Source organism: Brachybacterium sp. GU-2, assembly GCF_030866705.2.
In the GTDB taxonomy this organism is placed as follows: Bacteria; Actinomycetota; Actinomycetes; order Actinomycetales; family Dermabacteraceae; genus Brachybacterium; species Brachybacterium conglomeratum.
Window position 1 is genome coordinate 881593 of sequence record NZ_CP133037.2, and the last position, 19959, is coordinate 901551.

20 protein-coding genes are annotated in these 19959 nt (G+C 72.3%); 9 read left to right on the forward strand and 11 right to left on the reverse strand.

Going from position 1 to position 19959, the window contains the following annotated elements; all coding sequences use genetic code 11:
• The first annotated feature begins 64 nt into the window (after positions 1 to 64).
• From RBL05_RS04115 to RBL05_RS04130, 4 genes are all read left to right on the forward strand, one after another.
• Positions 65 to 400 (forward strand): FmdB family zinc ribbon protein, encoded by a 336-nt coding sequence (locus tag RBL05_RS04115; protein WP_308740561.1) that lies wholly within the window; start codon positions 65 to 67, stop codon positions 398 to 400.
• 80 nt (positions 401 to 480) lie between these two features.
• Entirely contained in the window at positions 481 to 1113 is a 633-nt protein-coding gene (locus RBL05_RS04120) for an SAF domain-containing protein (protein WP_308740560.1), read from the forward strand.
• Positions 1114 to 1174: 61 nt separating this feature from the next.
• The gene (gene mscL / locus RBL05_RS04125; RefSeq protein ID WP_308740559.1) at positions 1175 to 1597 is read left to right on the forward strand and encodes a large conductance mechanosensitive channel protein MscL; all 423 of its coding nucleotides are present in this window, start codon (positions 1175 to 1177) and stop codon (positions 1595 to 1597) included.
• A 175-nt stretch (positions 1598 to 1772) separates the two neighbouring features.
• Positions 1773 to 2777, forward strand: a complete 1005-nt coding sequence (locus tag RBL05_RS04130; RefSeq protein WP_412523780.1) for an A/G-specific adenine glycosylase — start codon at positions 1773 to 1775, stop codon at positions 2775 to 2777.
• Positions 2778 to 2814: 37 nt separating this feature from the next.
• On the opposite strand, the gene RBL05_RS04135 is transcribed toward RBL05_RS04130, so the two are convergent.
• The 4 genes from RBL05_RS04135 to RBL05_RS04150 form a co-directional block, all read right to left on the reverse strand.
• Complete coding sequence (locus RBL05_RS04135; RefSeq protein ID WP_308740558.1) at positions 2815 to 3336, reverse strand: amino-acid N-acetyltransferase; 522 nt, start codon at positions 3334 to 3336, stop codon at positions 2815 to 2817.
• Complete coding sequence (locus RBL05_RS04140) at positions 3333 to 4187, reverse strand: DedA family protein (RefSeq protein WP_308740557.1); 855 nt, start codon at positions 4185 to 4187, stop codon at positions 3333 to 3335. The genes RBL05_RS04135 and RBL05_RS04140 overlap by 4 nt, the downstream gene beginning before the upstream one ends.
• Positions 4188 to 4358: 171 nt before the next feature.
• A complete protein-coding gene (locus RBL05_RS04145; protein ID WP_308740556.1) occupies positions 4359 to 6947 on the reverse strand; it encodes an ATP-dependent Clp protease ATP-binding subunit in 2589 nt (862 codons plus the stop codon).
• Complete coding sequence (locus tag RBL05_RS04150; RefSeq protein WP_318604100.1) at positions 6836 to 7435, reverse strand: alpha-L-fucosidase; 600 nt, start codon at positions 7433 to 7435, stop codon at positions 6836 to 6838. Before RBL05_RS04150 ends, RBL05_RS04145 begins: the two co-directional genes overlap by 112 nt.
• 175 nt (positions 7436 to 7610) lie before the next feature.
• On the opposite strand from RBL05_RS04150, the gene RBL05_RS04155 reads away from it, so the two are divergent.
• From RBL05_RS04155 to RBL05_RS04175, 5 genes are all read left to right on the forward strand, one after another.
• Positions 7611 to 9092: a malate:quinone oxidoreductase gene (locus RBL05_RS04155; protein WP_318604101.1), complete on the forward strand. Its 1482-nt coding sequence runs from the start codon at positions 7611 to 7613 to the stop codon at positions 9090 to 9092.
• A 61-nt stretch (positions 9093 to 9153) separates the two neighbouring features.
• On the forward strand, positions 9154 to 9939 hold the full coding sequence (locus RBL05_RS04160) for a (Fe-S)-binding protein (protein ID WP_308740554.1): 786 nt from the start codon (positions 9154 to 9156) through the stop codon (positions 9937 to 9939).
• 106 nt (positions 9940 to 10045) lie between these two features.
• On the forward strand, positions 10046 to 11695 hold the full coding sequence (locus tag RBL05_RS04165) for a lactate utilization protein B (protein WP_308740553.1): 1650 nt from the start codon (positions 10046 to 10048) through the stop codon (positions 11693 to 11695).
• The gene (locus RBL05_RS04170; protein ID WP_308740552.1) at positions 11692 to 12507 is read left to right on the forward strand and encodes a LutC/YkgG family protein; all 816 of its coding nucleotides are present in this window, start codon (positions 11692 to 11694) and stop codon (positions 12505 to 12507) included. The genes RBL05_RS04165 and RBL05_RS04170 overlap by 4 nt, the downstream gene beginning before the upstream one ends.
• Entirely contained in the window at positions 12504 to 13487 is a 984-nt protein-coding gene (locus tag RBL05_RS04175) for an aldose 1-epimerase family protein (protein WP_308740551.1), read from the forward strand. The genes RBL05_RS04170 and RBL05_RS04175 overlap by 4 nt, the downstream gene beginning before the upstream one ends.
• A gap of 141 nt (positions 13488 to 13628) precedes the next feature.
• Here RBL05_RS04175 and RBL05_RS04180 read toward each other — a convergent pair whose 3' ends face one another.
• From RBL05_RS04180 to RBL05_RS04210, 7 genes are all read right to left on the reverse strand, one after another.
• Positions 13629 to 13961 (reverse strand): histone-like nucleoid-structuring protein Lsr2, encoded by a 333-nt coding sequence (locus tag RBL05_RS04180; protein ID WP_263311297.1) that lies wholly within the window; start codon positions 13959 to 13961, stop codon positions 13629 to 13631.
• A gap of 152 nt (positions 13962 to 14113) precedes the next feature.
• Positions 14114 to 14287, reverse strand: coding sequence for a hypothetical protein (locus tag RBL05_RS04185; RefSeq protein WP_168165377.1), 174 nt, complete (start codon positions 14285 to 14287; stop codon positions 14114 to 14116).
• A 1-nt stretch (position 14288) separates the two neighbouring features.
• The gene (lysS, locus tag RBL05_RS04190) at positions 14289 to 15797 is read right to left on the reverse strand and encodes a lysine--tRNA ligase (RefSeq protein WP_308740550.1); all 1509 of its coding nucleotides are present in this window, start codon (positions 15795 to 15797) and stop codon (positions 14289 to 14291) included.
• Between the two features lie 43 nt (positions 15798 to 15840).
• Positions 15841 to 16695 carry a pantoate--beta-alanine ligase gene (panC, locus tag RBL05_RS04195; protein ID WP_308740549.1) on the reverse strand — a complete coding sequence of 285 codons (855 nt, stop codon included), beginning with the start codon at positions 16693 to 16695 and terminating at the stop codon, positions 15841 to 15843.
• Positions 16696 to 16709: 14 nt separating this feature from the next.
• Complete coding sequence (locus RBL05_RS04200; RefSeq protein ID WP_308740548.1) at positions 16710 to 17612, reverse strand: Rossmann-like and DUF2520 domain-containing protein; 903 nt, start codon at positions 17610 to 17612, stop codon at positions 16710 to 16712.
• Positions 17609 to 19297, reverse strand: coding sequence for a PH domain-containing protein (locus RBL05_RS04205; RefSeq protein ID WP_308740547.1), 1689 nt, complete (start codon positions 19295 to 19297; stop codon positions 17609 to 17611). Before RBL05_RS04205 ends, RBL05_RS04200 begins: the two co-directional genes overlap by 4 nt.
• Positions 19294 to 19866: a PH domain-containing protein gene (locus RBL05_RS04210; protein WP_308740546.1), complete on the reverse strand. Its 573-nt coding sequence runs from the start codon at positions 19864 to 19866 to the stop codon at positions 19294 to 19296. The genes RBL05_RS04205 and RBL05_RS04210 overlap by 4 nt, the downstream gene beginning before the upstream one ends.
• Positions 19867 to 19959 lie beyond the last annotated feature (93 nt).

Here is a 19959-nt window from a genome sequence, read left to right on the forward strand (position 1 = left end):
CGGTCGTAGACTTTCTGCGGCCGCCCGTGCGCGGCCCGCACATCGACCATCCCGGAGGACCCGCGTGCCCACGTACGTCTATGCCTGCAAGAACTGCGGACATCGTTTCGAGCAGTACCAGAGCTTCAGCGAGGACTCGCTGACCACCTGCCCCGAGTGCGCGCAGGAAGCCCTGCGGAAGGTCTTCGACTCGGTGGGCATCGTCTTCAAGGGCTCGGGCTTCTACTCGACGGACTCGGCGACCTCGGGTGCCTCCACGATGGGCGGCAGCTCCTCCTCCGACGGCGCGAGCGGCTCCTCCTCGCCCTCCGAGGGCTCCGGCAGCTCCTCCTCGGCCGGCTCCTCCGCGAGCGGCTCCTCGACGGGAACCGCCTCGCAGCCCGCCGCCGCGGCCTCCTGACCTCTCCTCCACACTGCCCCGCCGTCCACAGCGGGGCGCGTGGCGTCGCCGCGCCGAGGCGGCGGCGCTAGCTTCGGGGCATGCTCCAGCGACTGCTCCCCCACCTGCCGACATGGCGGCGCGCCCTGCGCAGGCGACGCCGCACCCTCGCCGTGCTCGTCGTGGCCGCCGCCGCGGTGCTGCTGGTGCCCTCGCTCGTGCCGGCCTCGGTGGCGGGGACGGAGGTGGTGGTCGCGGCCGAGGACCTGCAGCCCGGCACCGCCCTGGAGGCGGGGCAGATGCGCACCGTCGAAGTCGCGAGCTCGCTGGTGCCCTCCGGCGCCGCGACCGCGGTGGAGGATCTCGTGGGCGAGCGCCTCGCCGCCCCGGTCGCCGCGGACGGCCCGATCCTCGCCGGGGACCTCCTCGGCACCGGCGAGGACCCCTTCCCCGAGGGAACGGCGCTGCTGGCCGTCCCCGTGCCGGAGGTGCTGCTGCCGCATCTCCGATCGGGGACCCGCATCGAGCTGCTGATGAACGACCCCGTCGACGGGTCCGCGACCCGCATCCCCGCCCAGATCCGCTCCCTCTCCGCCGCCGCGACGGGCACGGGAGCGCTCGGCACGGGGTCCGACACCGGCGTCCAGGCGCTCGTGCTCGTGGACCGGCACCGGTCCGGAGAAGTCGCTCACGCTCTCGGCACGTCGAATGTGACGGTGTCCGTGATCCGCTAGAGTCCGAGCGGGCCGTGACTGCGGTTCTCCCTCATCCCCCCATCTTGAGAAGGAACTCCCCATGAAGGGCTTCAAGGACTTCGTCATGCAGGGCAACGTCATCGACCTCGCGGTCGGTGTCGTGATCGGCGGCGCGTTCACCGCGCTGGTCACCGCCTTCGTCGACAACCTCATCAACCCGGTCGTCGCCGCCGCGGGCGGCGCTGACAGCGTCGAGGGCTTCGGCTTCAAGATCTTCGAGAACAACGAGGCGACCTTCATCAACTTCGGTGCGGTGATTTCCGCGGTCATCACCTTCCTGATCACCGCAGCCGTCGTCTACTTCGTCTTCGTGATGCCGATGACCAAGGCCCGCGAGATGGCGAACCGCAAGAAGAACCTGGGCGAGGAGATCGAGGCGGCTCCCGAGGACATCGTGCTCCTCTCCGAGATCCGCGACCTGCTCAAGACCCAGAACCCCCAGGGCGGCAACCCCCAGGTCTGATCCTGGTCCGTTCCACCCTGGCGCGGCATCGCCCGCGCACCCCACGACGGGGGCGGCACCACCTGGTGCCGCCCCCGTCGTCGTTCCCGGGGTGGACGTCGTTCCCCGCGCGGACTGCGCGCGCGAGACCGGTGCCCGCCCCGGCGCCGGGACGGGATGCGATACCGTCCCCCGGGTGACCCGCTCCCCCACCGCCCCGAACGGCACGACCCGCCCCGCGGCGCCCTCCGTCCCGGGCACGGAGGACGAGGCCGCTGCGGCCGGTCCCGATCTCGGGACGATGATCGACGCGACGGTCGCCTGGTACGCGGAGACCGCCCGCGACCTCCCCTGGCGCTCTCCCGACACGACGGCCTGGGGGATCCTCGTCTCCGAGGTGATGCTGCAGCAGACCCCCGTGGTGCGGGTGCTGCCTCGCTGGCTGGAGTGGATGCAGCGCTGGCCCGAGCCTGCCGGCCTCGCCGACGCCCCGACCTCCGAGGTGCTGCGCGCCTGGGATCGGCTCGGCTATCCGCGGCGCGCGCTGCGTCTGCAGGAGTGCGCGCGCGAGATCGTGCGCGCGCACGGGGGCGTGGTCCCCCGCGGCGAGGAGCGGCTGCGATCGCTGCCCGGGATCGGCGAGTACACCGCCGCCGCGGTCACCGCCTTCGCCCACCACGACCGCGCCGTGGTCGTGGACACCAATATCCGGCGCGTCCTCGCCCGCGCCGTCCGCGGCAGGGCGCTGCCGGACCGCTCCTACTCCGCCGCCGAACGGGCGCTCGCCACGCACACGCTGCCCGCGGAGCGTGAGCGGTCGGTGGCGTGGAACCGGGCCGTGATGGAGCTCGGCGCACTGGTGTGCACCGCGCGCACGCCCCGCTGCGCCCAGTGCCCCCTCGCGGGGATCGGCTGCGCGTGGGTCGCCGCGGGCCGCCCCGAGCCCGAGGAGGACACACGACGCCGTCAGTCCTTCGAGGGGACGGACCGGCAGATGCGCGGGCGGATCATGGCGCTGTTGCGCGAGCAGGGCGCGGCCGCTCCTGCGATGCTCGCAGCGCTGGATCCCGAGGACCCGGCGCGGGTGGAGCGCTGCGTGCGCTCCCTGCTGGCCGACGGGCTCGCAGCGGTGGCGGAGGAGGCGGGAGGGACCGCCGCGGCGGGCGACGCCGGCGCGCTCCCCGGCCTGCGTCTGCCCTGAGGCACCGCGCATGCCCTGAAGCACGGCGCCGACGGGCTCAGGCGCTCCGGTCGAGCTGCTTGATCATGCGGGTGTTGCCCAGGGTGTTGGGCTTGACCCGGGCGAGGTCCAGGAACTCCGCGATCCCCTCGTCCGGGGAGCGCAGCAGCTGGCTGTAGATCTCCGGGGCGACCGTCTCGGCCATCTCCTCGAAGCCGTGCCGTGCGAAGAACTCGACCTCGAAGGTCAGGCAGAACACGCGCTCGAGGCCGAGCTGCACGGCCCGGTCCAGCAGCGCCTCGAGCATCCGGTGGCCGAGGCCCGTGCCGCGCACCGTGTCGGACACAGCGAGGGTGCGCACCTCCGCGAGGTCCTCCCACATCACGTGCAGGGCGCCGCATCCCACCACCGTGCCGTCCTCGTCGACCGCGACGAGGAACTCCTGGACGGCCTCGTAGTAGGAGACGAGGTCCTTGCCCAGCAGGATCCCGGTGTGGGTCATCGGCTCGACGATCGCGTTGATGGCGCGGACGTCGGCCGGGAGCGCGGGGCGGATCTGTGCGGCGGTGCCTGAGGTCATGCGGGGCTGTCCTCTCCGTGGACGGTGGTGGCGGCGTCGGCCTCGGCGTCCGCGCCGGTGCCGGTGCCGACTGCCGAACCGGCGCCGACGGCGGAACCGGTGCCAACGCCTGTGCCGGTCTCGACGGCGGAGCCGGCCTCTGCGTCGGCCGCGGCATCGTCGGGCTCGGGAGCGCGGCGCTCGGCCCCGTGGAGCTCGGCATCGCGGCGCTCGGCGCGACGATCGAGCCAGCGGTGCACGGCCGCGATGATCCGCTCGACCACCAGCGCCATCACGACCGCGGCGACGAGCGCCACGGTGATCGCGAGCAGGTGGTTGTTCTCGAACCAGGCGCCGGCGACCGCGCCGATCGCGCAGGAGTACACCGCCCACACGAAGGTGGACAGCAGCGAGCGGGGCCAGAACAGGCGGTGGGGGTAGTGCACGGCGCCCGCGACGAGGTTCACGGCGGTGCGGCCGAAGGGGATGTAGCGGGCCGTCATGAGGAAGACCAGGGCCCGCTTGCGCAGCCCGTTCTCCGCGGCCTCGACCGCGCGTCGACCCTTGCCCTCGCGCAGAAAGCGGAAGCGCTCCCAGCCGATCTTGTTGCCCAGGAGATAGCCGAGGTTGTCGCCGGTGAAGGCGCCGGCCCAGGCCGCCAGCCCGATCAGGATGATCGAGGGTCTTCCGGAGCTCGACCACAGCGAGGACAGGGACACGATCGTCGACTCGCTGGGGACGGTCGGGAAGAAGCCGTCCAGGGCGGCGAAGGCGTAGACGACGAGGTGGACCCACCAGGCGTCGCCGATCTGGAGTATCCAGTCCTCCAGGACGCCGGTCAGCGAGAGGAGACGATCGAGCAGCTCTCCCATGGGTCCTTCCGGTCAGGGGTCCCGCGGCCGCCGTGGGGGCCGCTGCGCTCCGGGACGTGTTCCCGTCACCGGTGATCCCGGTCCGGGAGTGCTCCGCGCTCCGGCGAGCGACCGGAGGCGGGATCGGTCACGGCCCGGCTCCCGCGGACGGGGCCGGGCCGTGACCCGAGCTCAGGAGGCGCTGGCCTCCGCGCTGTCAGGCGTGCTGTCGGCGCCATCCGCGCCGTCGGCGTGGGTGACGTCCTCGGCGCGGGCCTGGGTCATCGACTCCACGTCGACCACATCGGAGATCGGCTCGAGGGAGCCGTCCTCGGCGCGGCGGGCGAAGGTGAGATCGCCCAGCAGTCCCTCGCCCTCGGCGTCGACCACGATCTGGTCGCCGACCTGGACCTGGCCGAACAGGATCCGCTCGGAGAGGGAGTCCTCGATGTCGCGCTGGATGGTGCGGCGCAGCGGCCGCGCGCCCAGCACGGGGTCGTAGCCCTTCTCGGCCAGGAGGTCCTTGGCCGGCTGCGTGAGCTCGAGCGTCATGTCGCGATCCTGCAGGCGACGCGAGAGCTTCGCGACCTCGAGATCGACGATCTGGATGATCTCGGTCCTGGACAGCTGCGGGAAGACCACCACGTCGTCGACGCGGTTGAGGAACTCGGGCTTGAAGTGCTGCTTGAGCTCCTCGTGGACCTTCGACTTCATCCGCTCGTAGTCGGTGGAGAGGTCGCCGCCCGCGGTGAAGCCCATGGAGACGCCCTTGGCGATGTCCCGGGTGCCGAGGTTGGTGGTCATGATGATGATGGTGTTCTTGAAGTCCACCACGCGGCCCTGGGAGTCGGTCAGGCGACCGTCCTCCAGGATCTGCAGCAGCGAGTTGAAGATGTCCACGTGGGCCTTCTCCACCTCGTCGAAGAGCACGACGGAGAACGGCTTGCGGCGCACCTTCTCGGTGAGCTGGCCACCCTCGTCGTACCCGACGTAGCCGGGGGGCGAGCCGAACAGGCGCGAGGCGGTGTGCTTCTCGCCGAACTCCGACATGTCCAGCTGGATGAGCGCCTCCTCGTCGCCGAAGAGGAACTCGGCCAGGGCCTTGGCCAGCTCTGTCTTGCCGACGCCGGTGGGGCCGGCGAAGATGAACGAGCCGCCGGGACGCTTGGGGTCCTTCAGGCCCGCACGGGTGCGGCGGATCGCTCGGGAGACGGCCTTGATGGCCTCGTCCTGCCCGATGACGCGCTTGTGCAGCTCCTCCTCCATGTGCAGCAGGCGCGAGGACTCCTCCTCGGTCAGCTTCACGATCGGGATGCCGGTGGAGGCGGCGAGGACCTCGGCGATGACCTCCTCGGAGACCGTGGTCACCGCGTCGGACTCACCGTGGCGCCAGGCCTTCTCCTTCTCCTCGCGCTCGGACTTGAGCTTCTGCTCCTCGTCGCGGAGGTTCGCGGCGAGCTCGAAGTCCTGCCCGTCGATCGCCTCCTCCTTCTTCTTCCGCGCCTCCTCGATGCGGGAGTCGAACTCCTTGAGCTCCGGCGGGGCGGTGAGGCGACGGATGCGCAGGCGCGCGCCGGCCTCGTCGATCAGGTCGATCGCCTTGTCCGGCAGGAAGCGGTCGTTGACGTAGCGGTCGGCGAGGTTCGCCGCGGCGACGAGGGCGCTGTCGGTGATGGTCACCTTGTGGTGCGCCTCGTAGCGGTCGCGCAGGCCCTTGAGGATCTCGACCGTGTGCGCGACCGAGGGCTCGTCGACCTGGATCGGCTGGAAGCGGCGCTCGAGCGCGGCGTCCTTCTCGATGTGCTTGCGGTACTCCTCGAGAGTGGTCGCACCGATCGTCTGCAGCTCGCCGCGGGCAAGCATGGGCTTGAGGATGCTGGCGGCGTCGATCGCGCCCTCGGCGGCACCGGCCCCGACGAGGGTGTGGATCTCGTCGATGAACAGGATGATGTCGCCGCGGGTGCGGATCTCCTTGAGCACCTTCTTCAGGCGCTCCTCGAAGTCACCGCGGTAGCGGGAGCCCGCGACCAGGGAGCCGAGGTCGAGGGTGTAGAGCTGCTTGTCCTTGAGCGTCTCCGGGACGTCCCCGGCGACGATCGACTGGGCGAGGCCCTCCACGACGGCGCTCTTGCCGACGCCGGGCTCGCCGATCAGGACGGGGTTGTTCTTCGTGCGGCGGCTGAGCACCTGCATGACCCGCTCGGCCTCGCCATCGCGCCCGATGACCGGGTCGAGCTTGCCGTCGCGGGCGGCCTGGGTGAGGTTACGGCCGAACTGGTCCAGCACGAGAGAGCCCGAGGGCTGGCCCTCGGAGGGGCCGCCGGCGTTGGCCGGCTCCTTGCCCTGGTAGCCGGAGAGGCGCTCGATGACCTCCTGGCGCACGGCCGACGGCTCGGCCTTGAGGCGGGAGAGCACCTTGACGGCGGTGCCCTCGCCCTCGCGCAGCAGGCCGAGCAGGATGTGCTCGGTGCCGATGTAGTTGTGGCCGAGCTGGAGCGCCTCGCGGAGGCTCAGCTCGAGCACCTTCTTGGCGCGCGGGGTGAAGGGGATGTGGCCCGAGGGGGTCTGGTTGCCCTCGCCGATGATGTCGCGGACCTGCTCGCGCACAGCGTCGAGCGTCACGCCGAGGGCCTCGAGCGCCTTCGCGCCGACGCCCTCGTTCTCGTGGATCAGGCCGAGCAGGATGTGCTCGGTGCCGATGTAGTTGTGGTTGAGCAGGCGGGCCTCGTCCTGCGCCAGGACGACGACGCGACGCGCCCGGTCGGTGAACCGTTCGAACATGTTCCTCCCCCATTCGGTGGTGGTGATGGATCGAGAGTACGCGGATCGGGCGGGGATTCCCCGTGTGTTCGCCGCTGGCGTGACGTCTGGTCGCCCGGGACGATCAGAGGCTCGACGGCGTCGTCGGGGCTCGGCGCGCGCCGGTGAGATCCGGTGCCGGTGCGGAGCTCGGACGATGCACGCGCACCGCCTCGATCACGACGCCCTCGCCCTCGGTCTCGAGGCGGAGGTGGCGAGGTAGAGCGCGTCGTAGGCGGCGGGGTCCTCGTACTCCGGCGCGTGGGGGTCCCACGGGGAGAGGTAGAGGCCGAGCCCCATGCCGTGGCGGCGGCGGGGACGGCGACCTCGGCGACGAGGTCGCCGTCCCCGCCGCGCCACGGGGAGGAGGAGACGGAGTAGTCGGTCGTCGACGTCGGCCACAGGCAGAACCCGTCGTGGTGCTTCGCGGTGGGCACCACGTAGCGCGCGCCGAGCTCCGCGCCCAGCACGACGACGCCGGCCGCGGGCCGAGGAGCCGCCGCACCCCGCTGAGGGCGATAGTCTGACGCGAGAGATCGCCCGGAGGGTGGCCGCGGCCGACGCAGTCATCCCCCGAAGCGGCACCCGAGCCTCGCCCCGTGCGGCGCCCGCACCGGCGCGAGTAAGCTTTTCGAACGGAGAGACATGGCAGACCTGGACGTGACCCGCGCGGACGCGGTGCTGATCGGCGGCGGCATCGCCAGTGCGACCCTCGCCGCGATGCTCACCGAGCTCGAGCCGGACTGGGACATCGTGGTCCTCGAGCGCCTGGACTCCCTCGGCGCGGAGTCCAGCGACGCATGGAACAACGCCGGGACCGGGCACAGCGCGCTGTGCGAGCTGAACTACACCCCGCAGGACGTGGACGGCTCCGTCAGCCCCGCGAAGGCCATCGCGATCAACGAGCAGTTCCAGGTCTCGCGCCAGTTCTGGGCCCATCTCGTGGAGAACGACCGGATCGGCGACCCCTCCCGATTCATTCACACCGTCCCGCACATGAGCTTCGTGCACGGGATGGAGAACGCTGACTACCTGCGACGCCGCCACGAGGCTCTGGTCGCCAACCCGCTCTTCGACCGCATGGAGTTCACCACCGAGCACGCCCGGCTCGCCGAGTGGGCGCCGCTGGTCTCCGAGGGCCGACCGGTCACCGAGACCATCGCCGCGACCTGGTCGCCCGACGGCACGGACGTCGACTTCGGGGCCCTGACCCGAGAGATGCTCGACTTCGCCTCCCGCGCCGGGACCACCGTCGCCACCGGCTCCGAGGTCGTGGACCTGCGCCGCATGGGCAACGACTGGGGCGTCATGGTGCGCAGCACGGCCGACGACTCCCTGCGCGTGGTGCGCGCGCCGTTCGTGTTCGTCGGCGCGGGCGGCTACGCCCTGCCGCTGCTGCAGAAGTCCGGGATCGAGGAGATCCGCGGCTTCGGCGGCTTCCCGATCTCGGGCCAGTGGCTGCGCTGCACCGACCCGGCCGTCATCGCGCGGCACGACGCGAAGGTGTACGGAAAGGCCGCCGTCGGCGCCCCGCCGATGAGCGTCCCGCACCTGGACACCCGGTACGTCGGCGGGAAGCGCTCGCTGATGTTCGGCCCGTACGCGGGCTGGTCGCCGAAGTTCCTCAAGTCCGGCTCCTACACGGACCTCTTCGAGTCGATCAAGCCCTCGAACCTCACCCAGATGATGGCGGTCGCGCCGCCGAACCTCGACCTCATGGTCTACCTCGGCTCGCAGCTCGCCGCGACCACCCACAAGCGCTTCGAGGCGCTGCTGGAGTACATGCCCGCCGCCGACATGTCCGACTGGGAGGAGGTCACCGCCGGGCAGCGCGTCCAGGTGATCGCCCCCGACAAGAAGAAGCATGGCGTGCTGCAGTTCGGCACCCAGCTGATCACCGCGGCCGACGGCTCGATCGGCGGCATGCTCGGCGCCTCCCCGGGCGCGTCGACCGCGACGAGCATCATGCTCACGATGCTCGAGAAGATGTTCCCCCAGCGCATCGAGGCGTGGCGACCCGCGCTGCAGCAGATGATCCCCAGCTGGGGCACCCACCTCTCGGAGGATGCGGAGCTCGCGCATCGCACCCTCGAGCGGACCGCCGCCGTCCTCGACCTCGCCCACTGAGAGCCACCCGGCCTCGCCCACTGCGCGTCGACGACGACGCCTCGCCGCCCCAGGAGAGCTCATGCGGATCTCGCTGATGACCACCTGTCTCGTGGACGTGATGGCCCCGGACGTCGCCCGGGCCACCGTCACCCTCCTGGAGCGGCTGGGCCACGAGGTGGTGTTCGACAGGCGGCAGACCTGCTGCGGCCAGATGCACACCAACTCCGGCTACTACACCGAGGCCGCACCGATCGTGCGCTCCTTCGTGGACACCTTCGAGCCGGCGCTCGAGGAGGTGGACGCGATCGTGATGCCCTCGGGCTCCTGCACCGGCTGCGTCCGCGACCAGCACGCGCTGGTCGCCCGGCACGAGGGCGACACGGCGCTGGAGGAGCGCGCCGCCGCGGTCGCCGCGAAGACCTACGAGCTCTCCGAGCTGCTGGTGGACGTGCTGAAGGTGACCGACGTGGGCGCGTACTTCCCCCACTCGGTCACCTACCACCCCACCTGCCACTCGATGCGCTTCCTGAAGGTGGGGCCGCGCCCGCTGAAGCTGCTGCGCGCGGTCGAGGGCATCGAGGTGAAGAACCTGCCCGAGTCCGACACCTGCTGCGGCTTCGGCGGCACCTTCTCGGTGAAGAACGATGCCACCAGCGACGCGATGGTCACCGACAAGGCCGCGAACGTCGTCGCCTCCGGTGCGGAGTTCGTGGTCGCGGGCGATGCCTCGTGCCTGATGAACATCGGCGGGAAGCTGCACCGCACCGGGGCGGCGCCGAGGTCGGTGCATCTCGCGCAGATCCTCGCCTCGACGAAGGAGGACCCCTTCGTCCCGTCGGAGACGATCCTCGGGAGGGCGTCATGAGCACCAGGACCGGTCGACGAACTGCGAGGAACGAGCGGGAGGAGATGGTCGAGAGCCGCTCCGCCGGTCGACGAACTGCGAGGAACGAGCGGGAGGAGATGGTCGCATGAGCACCGTCCAGCTGGGCATGCCGACCGTCCGCCCCCAGCACGCCTCGCCCGTCTCGACCCTGCGGGGCGAGCGCGGGTTCCCGGAGGCGGCGCGGGAGGCGCTGGGCGATGCGACCCTGAGCGCGAACATGCGCCACGCGACCTCGACGATCCAGGGCAAGCGCGCCGGGGCGGTGCGCGAGGTGCGCGACTGGCAGAAGCTCCGCAGCGCGGGCAGCGCGCTGAAGTGGCAGGTCACCGATCATCTCCCGGAGCTGCTCGAGCAGCTCGAGGAGTCGGTGGCAGGTGCAGGGGGCGTCGTGCATTGGGCCCGCGATGCCGAGGAGGCCTCCGAGATCGTCACCCGCCTCGCCCTCGAGCGCGATGCCCGGGAGGTGCTGAAGGTCAAGTCGATGGCGACCCAGGAGATCGGCCTGAACGAGGCGCTCGCGCACGCGGGCATCCGGGCGATCGAGTCCGATCTCGCCGAGCTCATCGTCCAGCTCGCGGACGACACCCCCTCCCACATCCTGGTCCCCGCGATCCACCGCAACCGCGCGGAGATCCGCGAGATCTTCCTGGCGGCGATGCCGGATCTGGATCCGTCGATCACCGACGACCCGGCCGAGCTCGCGGAGGCGGCGCGCCGCTTCCTGCGCGAGAAGTTCCTGGACATGCCCGGCTCGGTCGCGATCTGCGGGGCGAACTTCGCGGTCGCCGAGACGGGCACGCTGGTGGTCGTGGAGTCCGAGGGCAACGGCAGGATGTGCCTGACCCTGCCGCGGACCCTGATCTCCGTGGTCGGGATCGAGAAGATCGTCCCCACCTTCCAGGACCTCGAGGTGTTCCTGCAGCTGCTGCCCCGCTCCTCCACCGGGGAGCGGATGAACCCGTACACCACTCTTTTCACGGGTGTGCACGAGGGCGACGGCCCCGAGGAGTTCCACCTGGTGCTGCTGGACAACGGGCGATCGTCGGTGCTGGAGGACCCCGAGGGGCGCAGCGCCCTGCACTGCATCCGCTGCTCGGCCTGCCTGAACGTGTGCCCGGTCTATGCGCGCACGGGCGGCCACGCCTACGGCTCGACCTATCCCGGCCCGATCGGCGCGATCCTCTCCCCGCAGATGACGGGCATGAGCGGCACCGACGACCCGAACTCGACCCTCCCCTACGCCTCGAGCCTGTGCGGCGCCTGCTACGACGTGTGCCCGGTGAAGATCGACATCCCCGAGATCCTCGTGCACCTGCGTGCGAAGGACGTGGACCGGCGCCGCGAGGCGCGGGGCGAGTTCCACGGCAGCTGGGACCTGGCGCTGAAGGGCGCGAGCCGCCTGATGTCCTCCCCTCGCGCCTACGACCTCGCCGTCCGCTCGGCGAAGCCGCTGTCCTCGCTGCTGCCCGGCGCGAACATCGGACGGCTCCCGGGGGCGCTGCCGATCATCCCGGGCTGGACCGACCACCGCGATCTGCCCAGTCCCCCGCAGTCCTTCCGGTCCTGGTGGGACGAGCGCGAGAAGGAGCGCGTCGCTCGGGGCCCGGAGGGACCGGCGTCCGACGGGCCCGGCGAGAGGGGCCGCGCGCGGTCGGTCGACGGCCCCGCCCCGGACGGTGATGCATCGCCCGCCGACGACTCCGCCGTCACCCCCGACGGGGAGGAGCAGCCGTGAACGACTGGACCGACGCCCGCCCCGCCCGCACACCGGGGATGAGCGCGAAGGAGGAGATCCTCGCGCGCGTGCGCACCGCGCTCGCGGCCCCGCGCCGCGATGCGGTGACGGGCGCCGAGGACGTGCCCCGCGACTACCAGCGCTCGGATGACAGGCAGGAGCTCGGCACCGCCCCGGAGAAGGTGCGCGACGTGCTCGTCCAGCGGCTCGAGGACTACACCGCGGTGGTGCACCGCACCACGGCGTCGGAGCTCCCGGCCGCGATCGCCGCGGCGCTCGGCGACGCGGCCTCGGCGGTGGTCCCCGCCGGTCTGCCGCCCCAGTGGATGCCGCCGTCAGGCGTCGCGGTCACCGTCGACGACGGCACCGCCTCGCCCCGCGAGCTCGACGGGATCGACGCCGTGCTCACCGGCTGCCACACCGCCATCGCGCTGACCGGCACGATCGTGCTGCGGGGCGACGAGCTCGGCGGCCGGCGCGCGATCTCGCTGGTCCCGGACCGGCACGTCGTGGTCGTCGAGGCCGAGCAGGTGGTGCTCGGGGTGCCGCGCGGCATCGAGCGCATGGCCGAGGATCCCCGTGCCGCGTGGACGATGATCTCCGGGCCGAGCGCGACCAGCGACATCGAGCTCGACCGCGTCGAGGGCGTGCACGGGCCGCGCCGTCTCGAGGTCGTGCTCGTCGAGCCCGAGCCGACGCCGACACCCGAGCCGGAGACATCACCCGCACCGGAGCCCGGCCCCGACGCCCCCGCCCGCCCTCCGGCCGACAGCGGCCCCACCACCCCCACCTCCCAGGAGAGCAGCCGATGACCACTCCCCTCACGCCCGCCGACCTCGGCGCCCTCGCCGACGCTGCTGGGGACGCGGGCCGTGCCGCCCGCGATCGCGGCGACCTGCTGGTCCTCGTCGCCGGGGACTACCGCGCCGAGATCTCCACCGTCGGCGCGACGCTCGAGTCCCTCACCGTCGGCGGTCGGGATCTCGTGCTCCGCAGCCCCGAGGAGGGGCCGATGCTGTTCTACCGGGGCGCGATCGTGGCGCCCTGGCCGAACCGGATCGGGGACGGCACCTACGTGTGGGACGGCGAGGAGCTGCGCACCCCGCTCAGCGAGCCCGAGCGCGGCAACGCGCTCCACGGGCTCGTCTCCTTCCAGTCCTTCACCCCCGCGTCGGTGGGCGAGGACGAGGTGGTGCTGCGCACCGAGCTGTTCCCCACCCCCGGCTATCCCTTCCACCTGCTGCTCACGGTCCGCTGCGCGCTCTCCCCTGAGGACGGGCTGACCACCACGGTCACCGCCCGGAACCTTGGCCGGCGCGACGCCCCCTACGGGGTGTGCCCGCATCCCTATCTCGTCGCCGGCCCCGAGCCGCTGGACGAGTGGTCGCTGCAGGTCGCGGCGGGCACGGTGCTGACGGTGACCGAGGACCGGCTGCTGCCCACCGGCACCGCCCCGGTCCCGCCCGGTGATCCCTTCGAGTTCTCCGCTGCGCGCGTTCTCGGCGACCTGTTCATCGACCACGCCTTCACCGACCTCGCCCGGGACGCGGAGGGGCGTCTGGATGTCGCCGTCACCGCTCCCGGCGGCACCGGGGTGGAGCTCACCGCCGGTCCCGAGTGCCCGTGGCTCCAGATCCACACCGGGGACCGCCCTGAGCCGGAGCACCACCGCCGCGGCCTCGCGGTCGAGCCGATGACCTGCCCGCCGGACGCCTTCCGCAGCGGCACCGACGTGGTGCGCCTTGCCCCGGGCGACGAGCATGCCGCCTCCTGGAGCATCCGCGGCTGGTGATCAGCTGAACGGCGCGGCGGGCCCGACGGCGGGCGGGGGACGCCGCCCGAAGCGCGGCCCAGGACAGGACGAGGGCCCGTGACCCTGACGGTCACGGGCCCTCGTCGAAGGCGTCGGCGGCTCACGGCCGCCGTGCGGGGATCACTCCCCGTGGGCCTCCTCGTACGCCTTGCGGATCGCGCTCGAGATCCGGCCGCGGTCGGGGACCTCGTAGCCCGCCTCACGCGCCCACTCGCGGATGCGCGAGGAGTCGTTCGAGCTCGCACGGGAGCCGGAGGCGGTGCCGCGGGTGCGGCGACCCCCGACGCGGCGCGCCTTGCCGACCCAGCCGCTCAGCTCCTCGCGGAGCTTCTCCGCGTTCTCGGCCGTCAGGTCGATCTCGTAGGCGACGCCGTCCAGGGCGAAGCTCACCGTCTCCTCGGCCTTGTCACCGTTGATGTCGTCGATGAGCTCCACGTAGGTCTTCCGTGCCATAGGGGTTCTCCCTCGCTGGTGGTTTCCGGACTTCATCATGAACGCAGGGGGTGTTCACGATCTCGCCCAGTATCCATTACGAGGCCGGTTATTTCAATCTGATTACGAGGTGTGTGGACGTAGGGATGTTCTCATTCTCGTCCGCCGCCGCATCAGGGGTCTTTCCGGGGCTGCTTCCGCTCGAGCAGCTCCTGCTCCGCCTGACGCTCGGCCTCCCGCTCGCGGCGGTCGGCCCGCAGCAGCGCACGGATCACGAACCAGAACAGCAGCCCCACGCCGATCGAGGGCAGAAGCGCACCGGCCTCGAACCAGAACCCGGAGTCCATCTCAGGCCCCCGGCTTCACGAGCGGGAACAGGATCGTCTCGCGGATGCCGAGCCCCGTCAGGGCCATGAGCAGGCGGTCCACGCCCATGCCCATGCCTCCCGTCGGCGGCAGCGCATACTCCATCGCCTCGAGGAAGTCCTCGTCCAGGCGCATCGCCTCGTCGTCGCCCTGGGCGGCGAGCTCCGCCTGCTGGGCGAAGCGCTCGCGCTGGATGACGGGATCGACCAGCTCGGAGTAGCCGGTGGCGAGCTCGAAGCCGCGCACGTACAGGTCCCATTTCTCGACCACGCCGGGCGTGCTGCGATGGGCGCGCACCAGCGGGCTGGTCTCCACCGGGAAGTCGCGCACGAAGGTCGGCTCGTGCAGGTGGTCGCCCACGCGATGCTCGAAGAGCTCCTCGACGAGCTTGCCGTGGCCGTACTTCGGGTGGTCGAGGTCCAGCTCGAGCGAGCGGGCGATCTCCCGCAGGCGCGCCGGGGTGGTCTCCGGAGTGATCTCCTCGCCGAGGGATTCGGAGAGCGAGCCGTAGACGGTGATCTTCGCCCATTCCCCGGAGAAGTCGTATTCGGTGCCGTCGGCGAGGGTGACGATCTGGGAGCCGGTGGCGGCCTCGGCGGCCTCCTGGATCAGCGACTGCGTGAGCTCGCCGATCGAGTCGTAGTCCCCGTAGGCCTGGTAGGACTCGAGCATCGCGAACTCGGGCGAATGCGTGGAATCGGCGCCCTCGTTCCGGAAATTGCGGTTGATCTCGTAGACCTTCTCGAGCCCGCCCACCGCGGCGCGCTTGAGGAACAGCTCCGGCGCGATCCTCAGGTACAGGTCCAGGTCGAAGGCGTTCATGTGGGTGACGAACGGCCGTGCCGCCGCACCCGAGGGGATCACCTGCAGCATCGGGGTCTCGACCTCGACGAAGTCCCGGCCGCGGAAGGACTCGCGCAGGGAGTGCATGACCTCGGAGCGCAGGCGCACCGCGTCCCGTGCCTCCTGGCGCACGATCAGGTCGACGTAGCGGCGGCGCACCCGCGACTCCTCGGAGAGGTCCGCGTGGAGCACCGGGAGGGGGCGCACCGCCTTCGCGGCCATCTGCCAGGAGTCGGCGAAGATGCTCAGCTCGCCGCGCCGGGACGCACCGACCCGGCCGTGGAAGAAGACGTGGTCGCCGAGATCGACGTCGGCCTTGAGAGCGGCGAGGCGCTCCTCGCCGATCACGGCCTGCGAGGCCATGATCTGCAGACGCTCCCCGGCGCCGTCCTGGAGGGTGACGAAGGCGAGCTTGCCCGTGTTGCGCTGGAAGACGACGCGGCCGGAGACGCCGACCTCGTCGTCCGTCTCCACCCCGGCCTCGAGGTGGCCGTACTCCGCGCGGACCTCGGCGATCGTGGCGGTGACGGGGACGGAGACGGGATAGGGCTCCTCCCCGCGCGCCAGCAGGCGCTCCCGCTTGGACCGTCGGACCGCGATCTGGTCGGAGCTGTCGGTCACCTCGGAGGCAGGGGGGTTCTCGCTCATGGCTGCGATTGTCTCATCACCGCGCGCGTGACGGCCTCCGGGATCAGGGTGCTGTCGCCACCGCCACAGCGGCGTCCAGCAGCCGGGTGCCCTCGACGCGTCCGGCGAGCACGACGAGCACCTCGCCGCGGTGGTCGGGAGCGGCGGGCTCGAGGGTCGCGGGGTCCAGGGCGAGCGCGTAGTCCCAGTCGATCTCGGCCCGCTCCCGCGCGGCCTCCAGCGCGTCTCGGATGCCGGAGAGGGAGGGGGCGGCCGCGAGCGCCGCGGCGATCGTGCGGGACAGGGCCAGAGCCCGCTCCTTCCCGTCCGCGGAGAGATAGGCGTTGCGGCTGGAGCGGGCGAGGCCCGTCTCCTCCCGCTGGATCTCCACGGGCTCGATCCGCACGGGCAGGTCGAGGTCGGCGACCAGGCGCTGGATGATCGCGAGCTGCTGGGCGTCCTTGCGCCCGAACACGCTCAGGTGCGGGTCCGTCAGGCGCAGCAGCTTCGCGACGACGGTGACCACGCCGTCGAAGTGGCCGGGCCGGGCGGCGCCCTCGAGGACCGTGCCGGCGTGACCGGCGCGGACCGAGACCGTCGGCGGCATTACGGGGTACATCTCCTCCACGCCGGGGGCGAAGACGAGGTCGACGAGCCCGTCGACGAGGGCGAGGTCCGCCTCGAGGTCGCGGGGGTAGGCCTCGTAGTCCTCCCCGGGCCCGAACTGGAGGGGATTGACGAAGTCGGTGAGGATCACGTGGTCGGCGAGCTCGCGGGCCCTCTCGACCAGGGCCAGGTGTCCGGCATGGAGGGAGCCCATGGTGAGCACCGCCGCGACCGTCCCGTCCATCGCGGCGCGGTGCTCGCGCAGCGCGGACTTGGTGGTGACGAGCGTGGTGCGCGGGGTGCTCTCGGGCACGGCGGGGTCCTTCCTCAGCTCTCCTCCGGGGGCGGTGCCGCCTCCAGCAGCGCCCGGATCGTCTCCCGGTCGCCCTCGGCGAGTCTTGCACGGGCGAGCGCCGCGAGGGCGAGGGCTCGGTAGGTGTCGCTCACGTCGCCGGGCTCGAGCGGGGCGGCGGTCGCGTCGAGGTCGGCGAGGGCGTCGAGGTGGGCGGCGACGGTGCCGGCGTCCCCGCGGACCACCGGTCCGGTCAGCGCCCCGCTCCCCCGCTGCAGCGACTCCTCGAGCGCGGCCTCGAGCAGCGGGCGGAGGTAGGCGCCGGGGTCCTCGATGCCGAGCCGGGCCAGCGCCCTGCGGGACTGGTCCACGAGGACCACGAGATGGTTCGCGGCGTGGGCGAGGGAGGCGTGGTAGAGCGGGCGGTCGCCCTCGGCGATGACGACGGCCTCGCCGCCCATCTCCACCACGAGCGCGGCGGCGACGGGCAGGAACTCCTCGCTGGCGGTGATCCCCATCGGGCAGCCGACCAGCCGGGGCAGGTCGGTGCGGGTGCCGGTGAAGGTCATCGCCGGGTGGATCGCGAGGGTCGCGGCGCCGGCGCGGGCGAGCGGGGCGAGCACCTCGGTGCCGTAGCGGCCGGAGGTGTGGACGACGAGCTGCCCGCCGGGGGCGAGGCCGGTCGCGGCGATCCCGCTCGCGAGCGGTCCGAGCTGGTCGTCGGGCACGGCGAGCAGCAGCATCTCGCTGCGCTCGACGAGGGCGGGGACGTCCAGCAGCGGCACACCGGGCAGGAGCTCCGCGGCCCGCTCCCGGGAGGCGTCGGAGACGGCGTAGGCGCCGGTGAGCGCGTGCCCCTCGGTGCGCAGCGCGGCGCCGAGCACGGCGCCGACGCGTCCTGCGCCGATCACGCCGATGCCGAGGCGGGGCGGGGTCATCGGGTCTCCTGCCCGCCGGGGTGCGCGTCGGGGGCGGGTGCGGCGGGCCGCCCCTGCTCGGGGTCGCTCCCGGGGACGCTCGCGGGGTCACTGCCGGGCGCCTGCGCGGCGGGGCCGACGGGCGCGAGCGCGGGACGGGGCCAGCTCTCGCGATCCCGGTAGCGGCGCAGGGTGCGGGCGTCCGCGGCGAGCACGGCATGCACGGCGAGGGCGTCCTCGCGGCGCAGGTTCTCCAGCAGGAGCGAGTCCCCCGCGCCCTCGACATGGAGGTCCAGCACGCCGAGACGGCGGGCGAGCGGGCCGTCCTCGAGCCTCAGCTCCTGGATCCTCTCGCGGGGCACGATGCTGAGCTTGCGGGACACGAGGCCGCTGCGGTGCACGAGCGCTCCCGGCAGCAGAATGCTCACCTCGGTGCGGCGGGCGATCCAGTACCAGCGCACCGGGGTGCGCAGTCCGGGCAGGTCGCGGGCGCGGGCGGTGAGCAGGTGCTCGATCGTCGCGAGGTCGTCCTCGGTCCCCAGCGGCGCGCTGAGCCGGCCGAGGGTCTGCCGCAGCTCCTCACGGGTGCCGACCGGGAGCACGCTGGTCGCGCCGTTCTCGTCGTCGTCATCGATCCCGGCCACGGTCGCGGAGACCGCGGTCCAGCCGGGGCCGCGCCACAGGAAGGGGCGGCGCAGGTCGAAGCGCTGGATGCGACCGGCGGCGATGTTGTCGGTGCGCGTGTTGGCCAGGCCCCGACGCATCCGCAGCCCGCGCTCGCTGAAGCGGGAGACGAAGCCCCAGCCGGAGTCGATCCGGCCGAAGACGTACTTCGGCACCGCGATCGCGGTGGGCGCCAGCGCGGCCAGGATCGCGATCGAGAAGCCCTCCTGCCACAGGGCGAGGAGCACCGCGACGACCACGCCGACGACGCTCATGACGATCCCGGTGAGGAAGCCGAGGTCCCGAATGAGGGAGCGGACGAGCCGCTCGGTGGGGATCCTCGCGATGAGCTCGCCGTCGGTCACCCCGTCGTACAGGACCTCCTCGAGACGACCGCCGTGCTCGTGAGCGGCGCCGCGGGCGTCCTGGCGGCCTGGGGCGGAGAAGCCCTCGGTCGGGCCGCCAGCGTGGGCCGTGGAGGCCTCCGCGCTCGTACCGTCGGCCGGAGCCGCCTCGACGGGAGCGGCGTCGGTGGGCGGGGCCGGCGTCCCGGCCGCGACCTCGAGGATGCCCAGGCGCAGCTCCTCGGCGCGGGCGGAGGAGACGTACTCGATGTCGAGATACGACTCGCCGCCGCCGGCGACCTCGACGCGCACCTTCGCCAGCCCCAGCAGGCGGGCCAGCAGCGGGCGCTCGATCGAGACGGACTCGATGCGTGCCCGCGGCGCGTACTCGCGAGAGCGGCTGATCATGCCGCTGTGCACGGAGACGCCGTCCTCGTCCACCGCGTAGGTGGTGAACCACCAGCTGAGGGCCGACAGGACGATCGCCACGAGGACGACGAGGAGCAGGATGCCCAGTCCGATCAGCGCGCGCCGGATCGTGAACTCGTTCGCCAGCTGGGCGATGTTCTGGGCGGTGAGCACCGCGATGACGCCCACGACGACCTTCCAGCCGGTCACCAGCGGCGTGATCGGATGGGTGCGGTGGCGGGGCGCTCCGGGCACGGGGTCGGGGGCGGGTTCGGGGCCGGGGGCGGTCACAGCGCCGCCATCAGCTCGACGCCGCGCGCGGTGAGCAGGGCGCGCAGGCGCTCGGCCTCGTCCTTCGGCAGGCCGGGCAGGGTGACGCCGGCGCCGTCATGGGCGGTGCTGAGCGTGAGCTTCGCGAGGCCGTAGCGGCGGTCCACCGGCCCCTCGTCGATCTTCACCGACTGCACGCGGCCGTAGGGGATCGTGTGCACGGAGCGGAACATGATCCCGAGGGCGACGGTGAGGTCCTCCTCCCCCTCGCGATAGCCGATCGCCCGCACCCGTCGCGGGGTGAGCGCGAGGCCCTGCACCACCAGCACCAGCGGCACGATCGCCGTCAGCCCCAGCCACCACCATCCCGTCAGGACCGCCGCGACGATCGCGCCGATGGTCAGCAGCACCCCGATCACATAGCCGGGGATCCCCGCGAGATAGCGGGCCGGGACGAGCTTCGGCGAGACCGGCTGCAGACCCTGCTCGCCGAGTCGCGTCCCGGGGGCGTCGGAGACCTCGGTCGGCGTGGCGTCGTGGGGCGTCGCCGTGGGGAGCGGCGGTCGGGCATCGTGCGCGGAGGAGGTCATGGGGACATCGTGTCATCCCGGACCGGAGGCGCTGTGCGACGCTCGGCGCTGCTCGCTCCGCCGAAGGTCGGTCCTCGCCCGCGCCCCGCTCCG

Coding starts and splice junctions, on each gene's coding strand:
- RBL05_RS04120 (WP_308740560.1), top strand. CDS start 481: ATGCTCCAGCGACTGCTCCCCCACCTGCCGACATGGCGGCGCGCCCTG.
- mscL (WP_308740559.1), top strand. CDS start 1,175: ATGAAGGGCTTCAAGGACTTCGTCATGCAGGGCAACGTCATCGACCTC.
- RBL05_RS04135 (WP_308740558.1), bottom strand. CDS start 3,336: ATGACCTCAGGCACCGCCGCACAGATCCGCCCCGCGCTCCCGGCCGAC.
- RBL05_RS04140 (WP_308740557.1), bottom strand. CDS start 4,187: ATGGGAGAGCTGCTCGATCGTCTCCTCTCGCTGACCGGCGTCCTGGAG.
- RBL05_RS04145 (WP_308740556.1), bottom strand. CDS start 6,947: ATGTTCGAACGGTTCACCGACCGGGCGCGTCGCGTCGTCGTCCTGGCG.
- RBL05_RS04155 (WP_318604101.1), top strand. CDS start 7,611: ATGGCAGACCTGGACGTGACCCGCGCGGACGCGGTGCTGATCGGCGGC.
- RBL05_RS04160 (WP_308740554.1), top strand. CDS start 9,154: ATGCGGATCTCGCTGATGACCACCTGTCTCGTGGACGTGATGGCCCCG.
- RBL05_RS04165 (WP_308740553.1), top strand. CDS start 10,046: ATGAGCACCGTCCAGCTGGGCATGCCGACCGTCCGCCCCCAGCACGCC.
- RBL05_RS04175 (WP_308740551.1), top strand. CDS start 12,504: ATGACCACTCCCCTCACGCCCGCCGACCTCGGCGCCCTCGCCGACGCT.
- RBL05_RS04180 (WP_263311297.1), bottom strand. CDS start 13,961: ATGGCACGGAAGACCTACGTGGAGCTCATCGACGACATCAACGGTGAC.
- RBL05_RS04185 (WP_168165377.1), bottom strand. CDS start 14,287: ATGGACTCCGGGTTCTGGTTCGAGGCCGGTGCGCTTCTGCCCTCGATC.
- lysS (WP_308740550.1), bottom strand. CDS start 15,797: ATGAGCGAGAACCCCCCTGCCTCCGAGGTGACCGACAGCTCCGACCAG.
- RBL05_RS04200 (WP_308740548.1), bottom strand. CDS start 17,612: ATGACCCCGCCCCGCCTCGGCATCGGCGTGATCGGCGCAGGACGCGTC.
- RBL05_RS04210 (WP_308740546.1), bottom strand. CDS start 19,866: ATGACCTCCTCCGCGCACGATGCCCGACCGCCGCTCCCCACGGCGACG.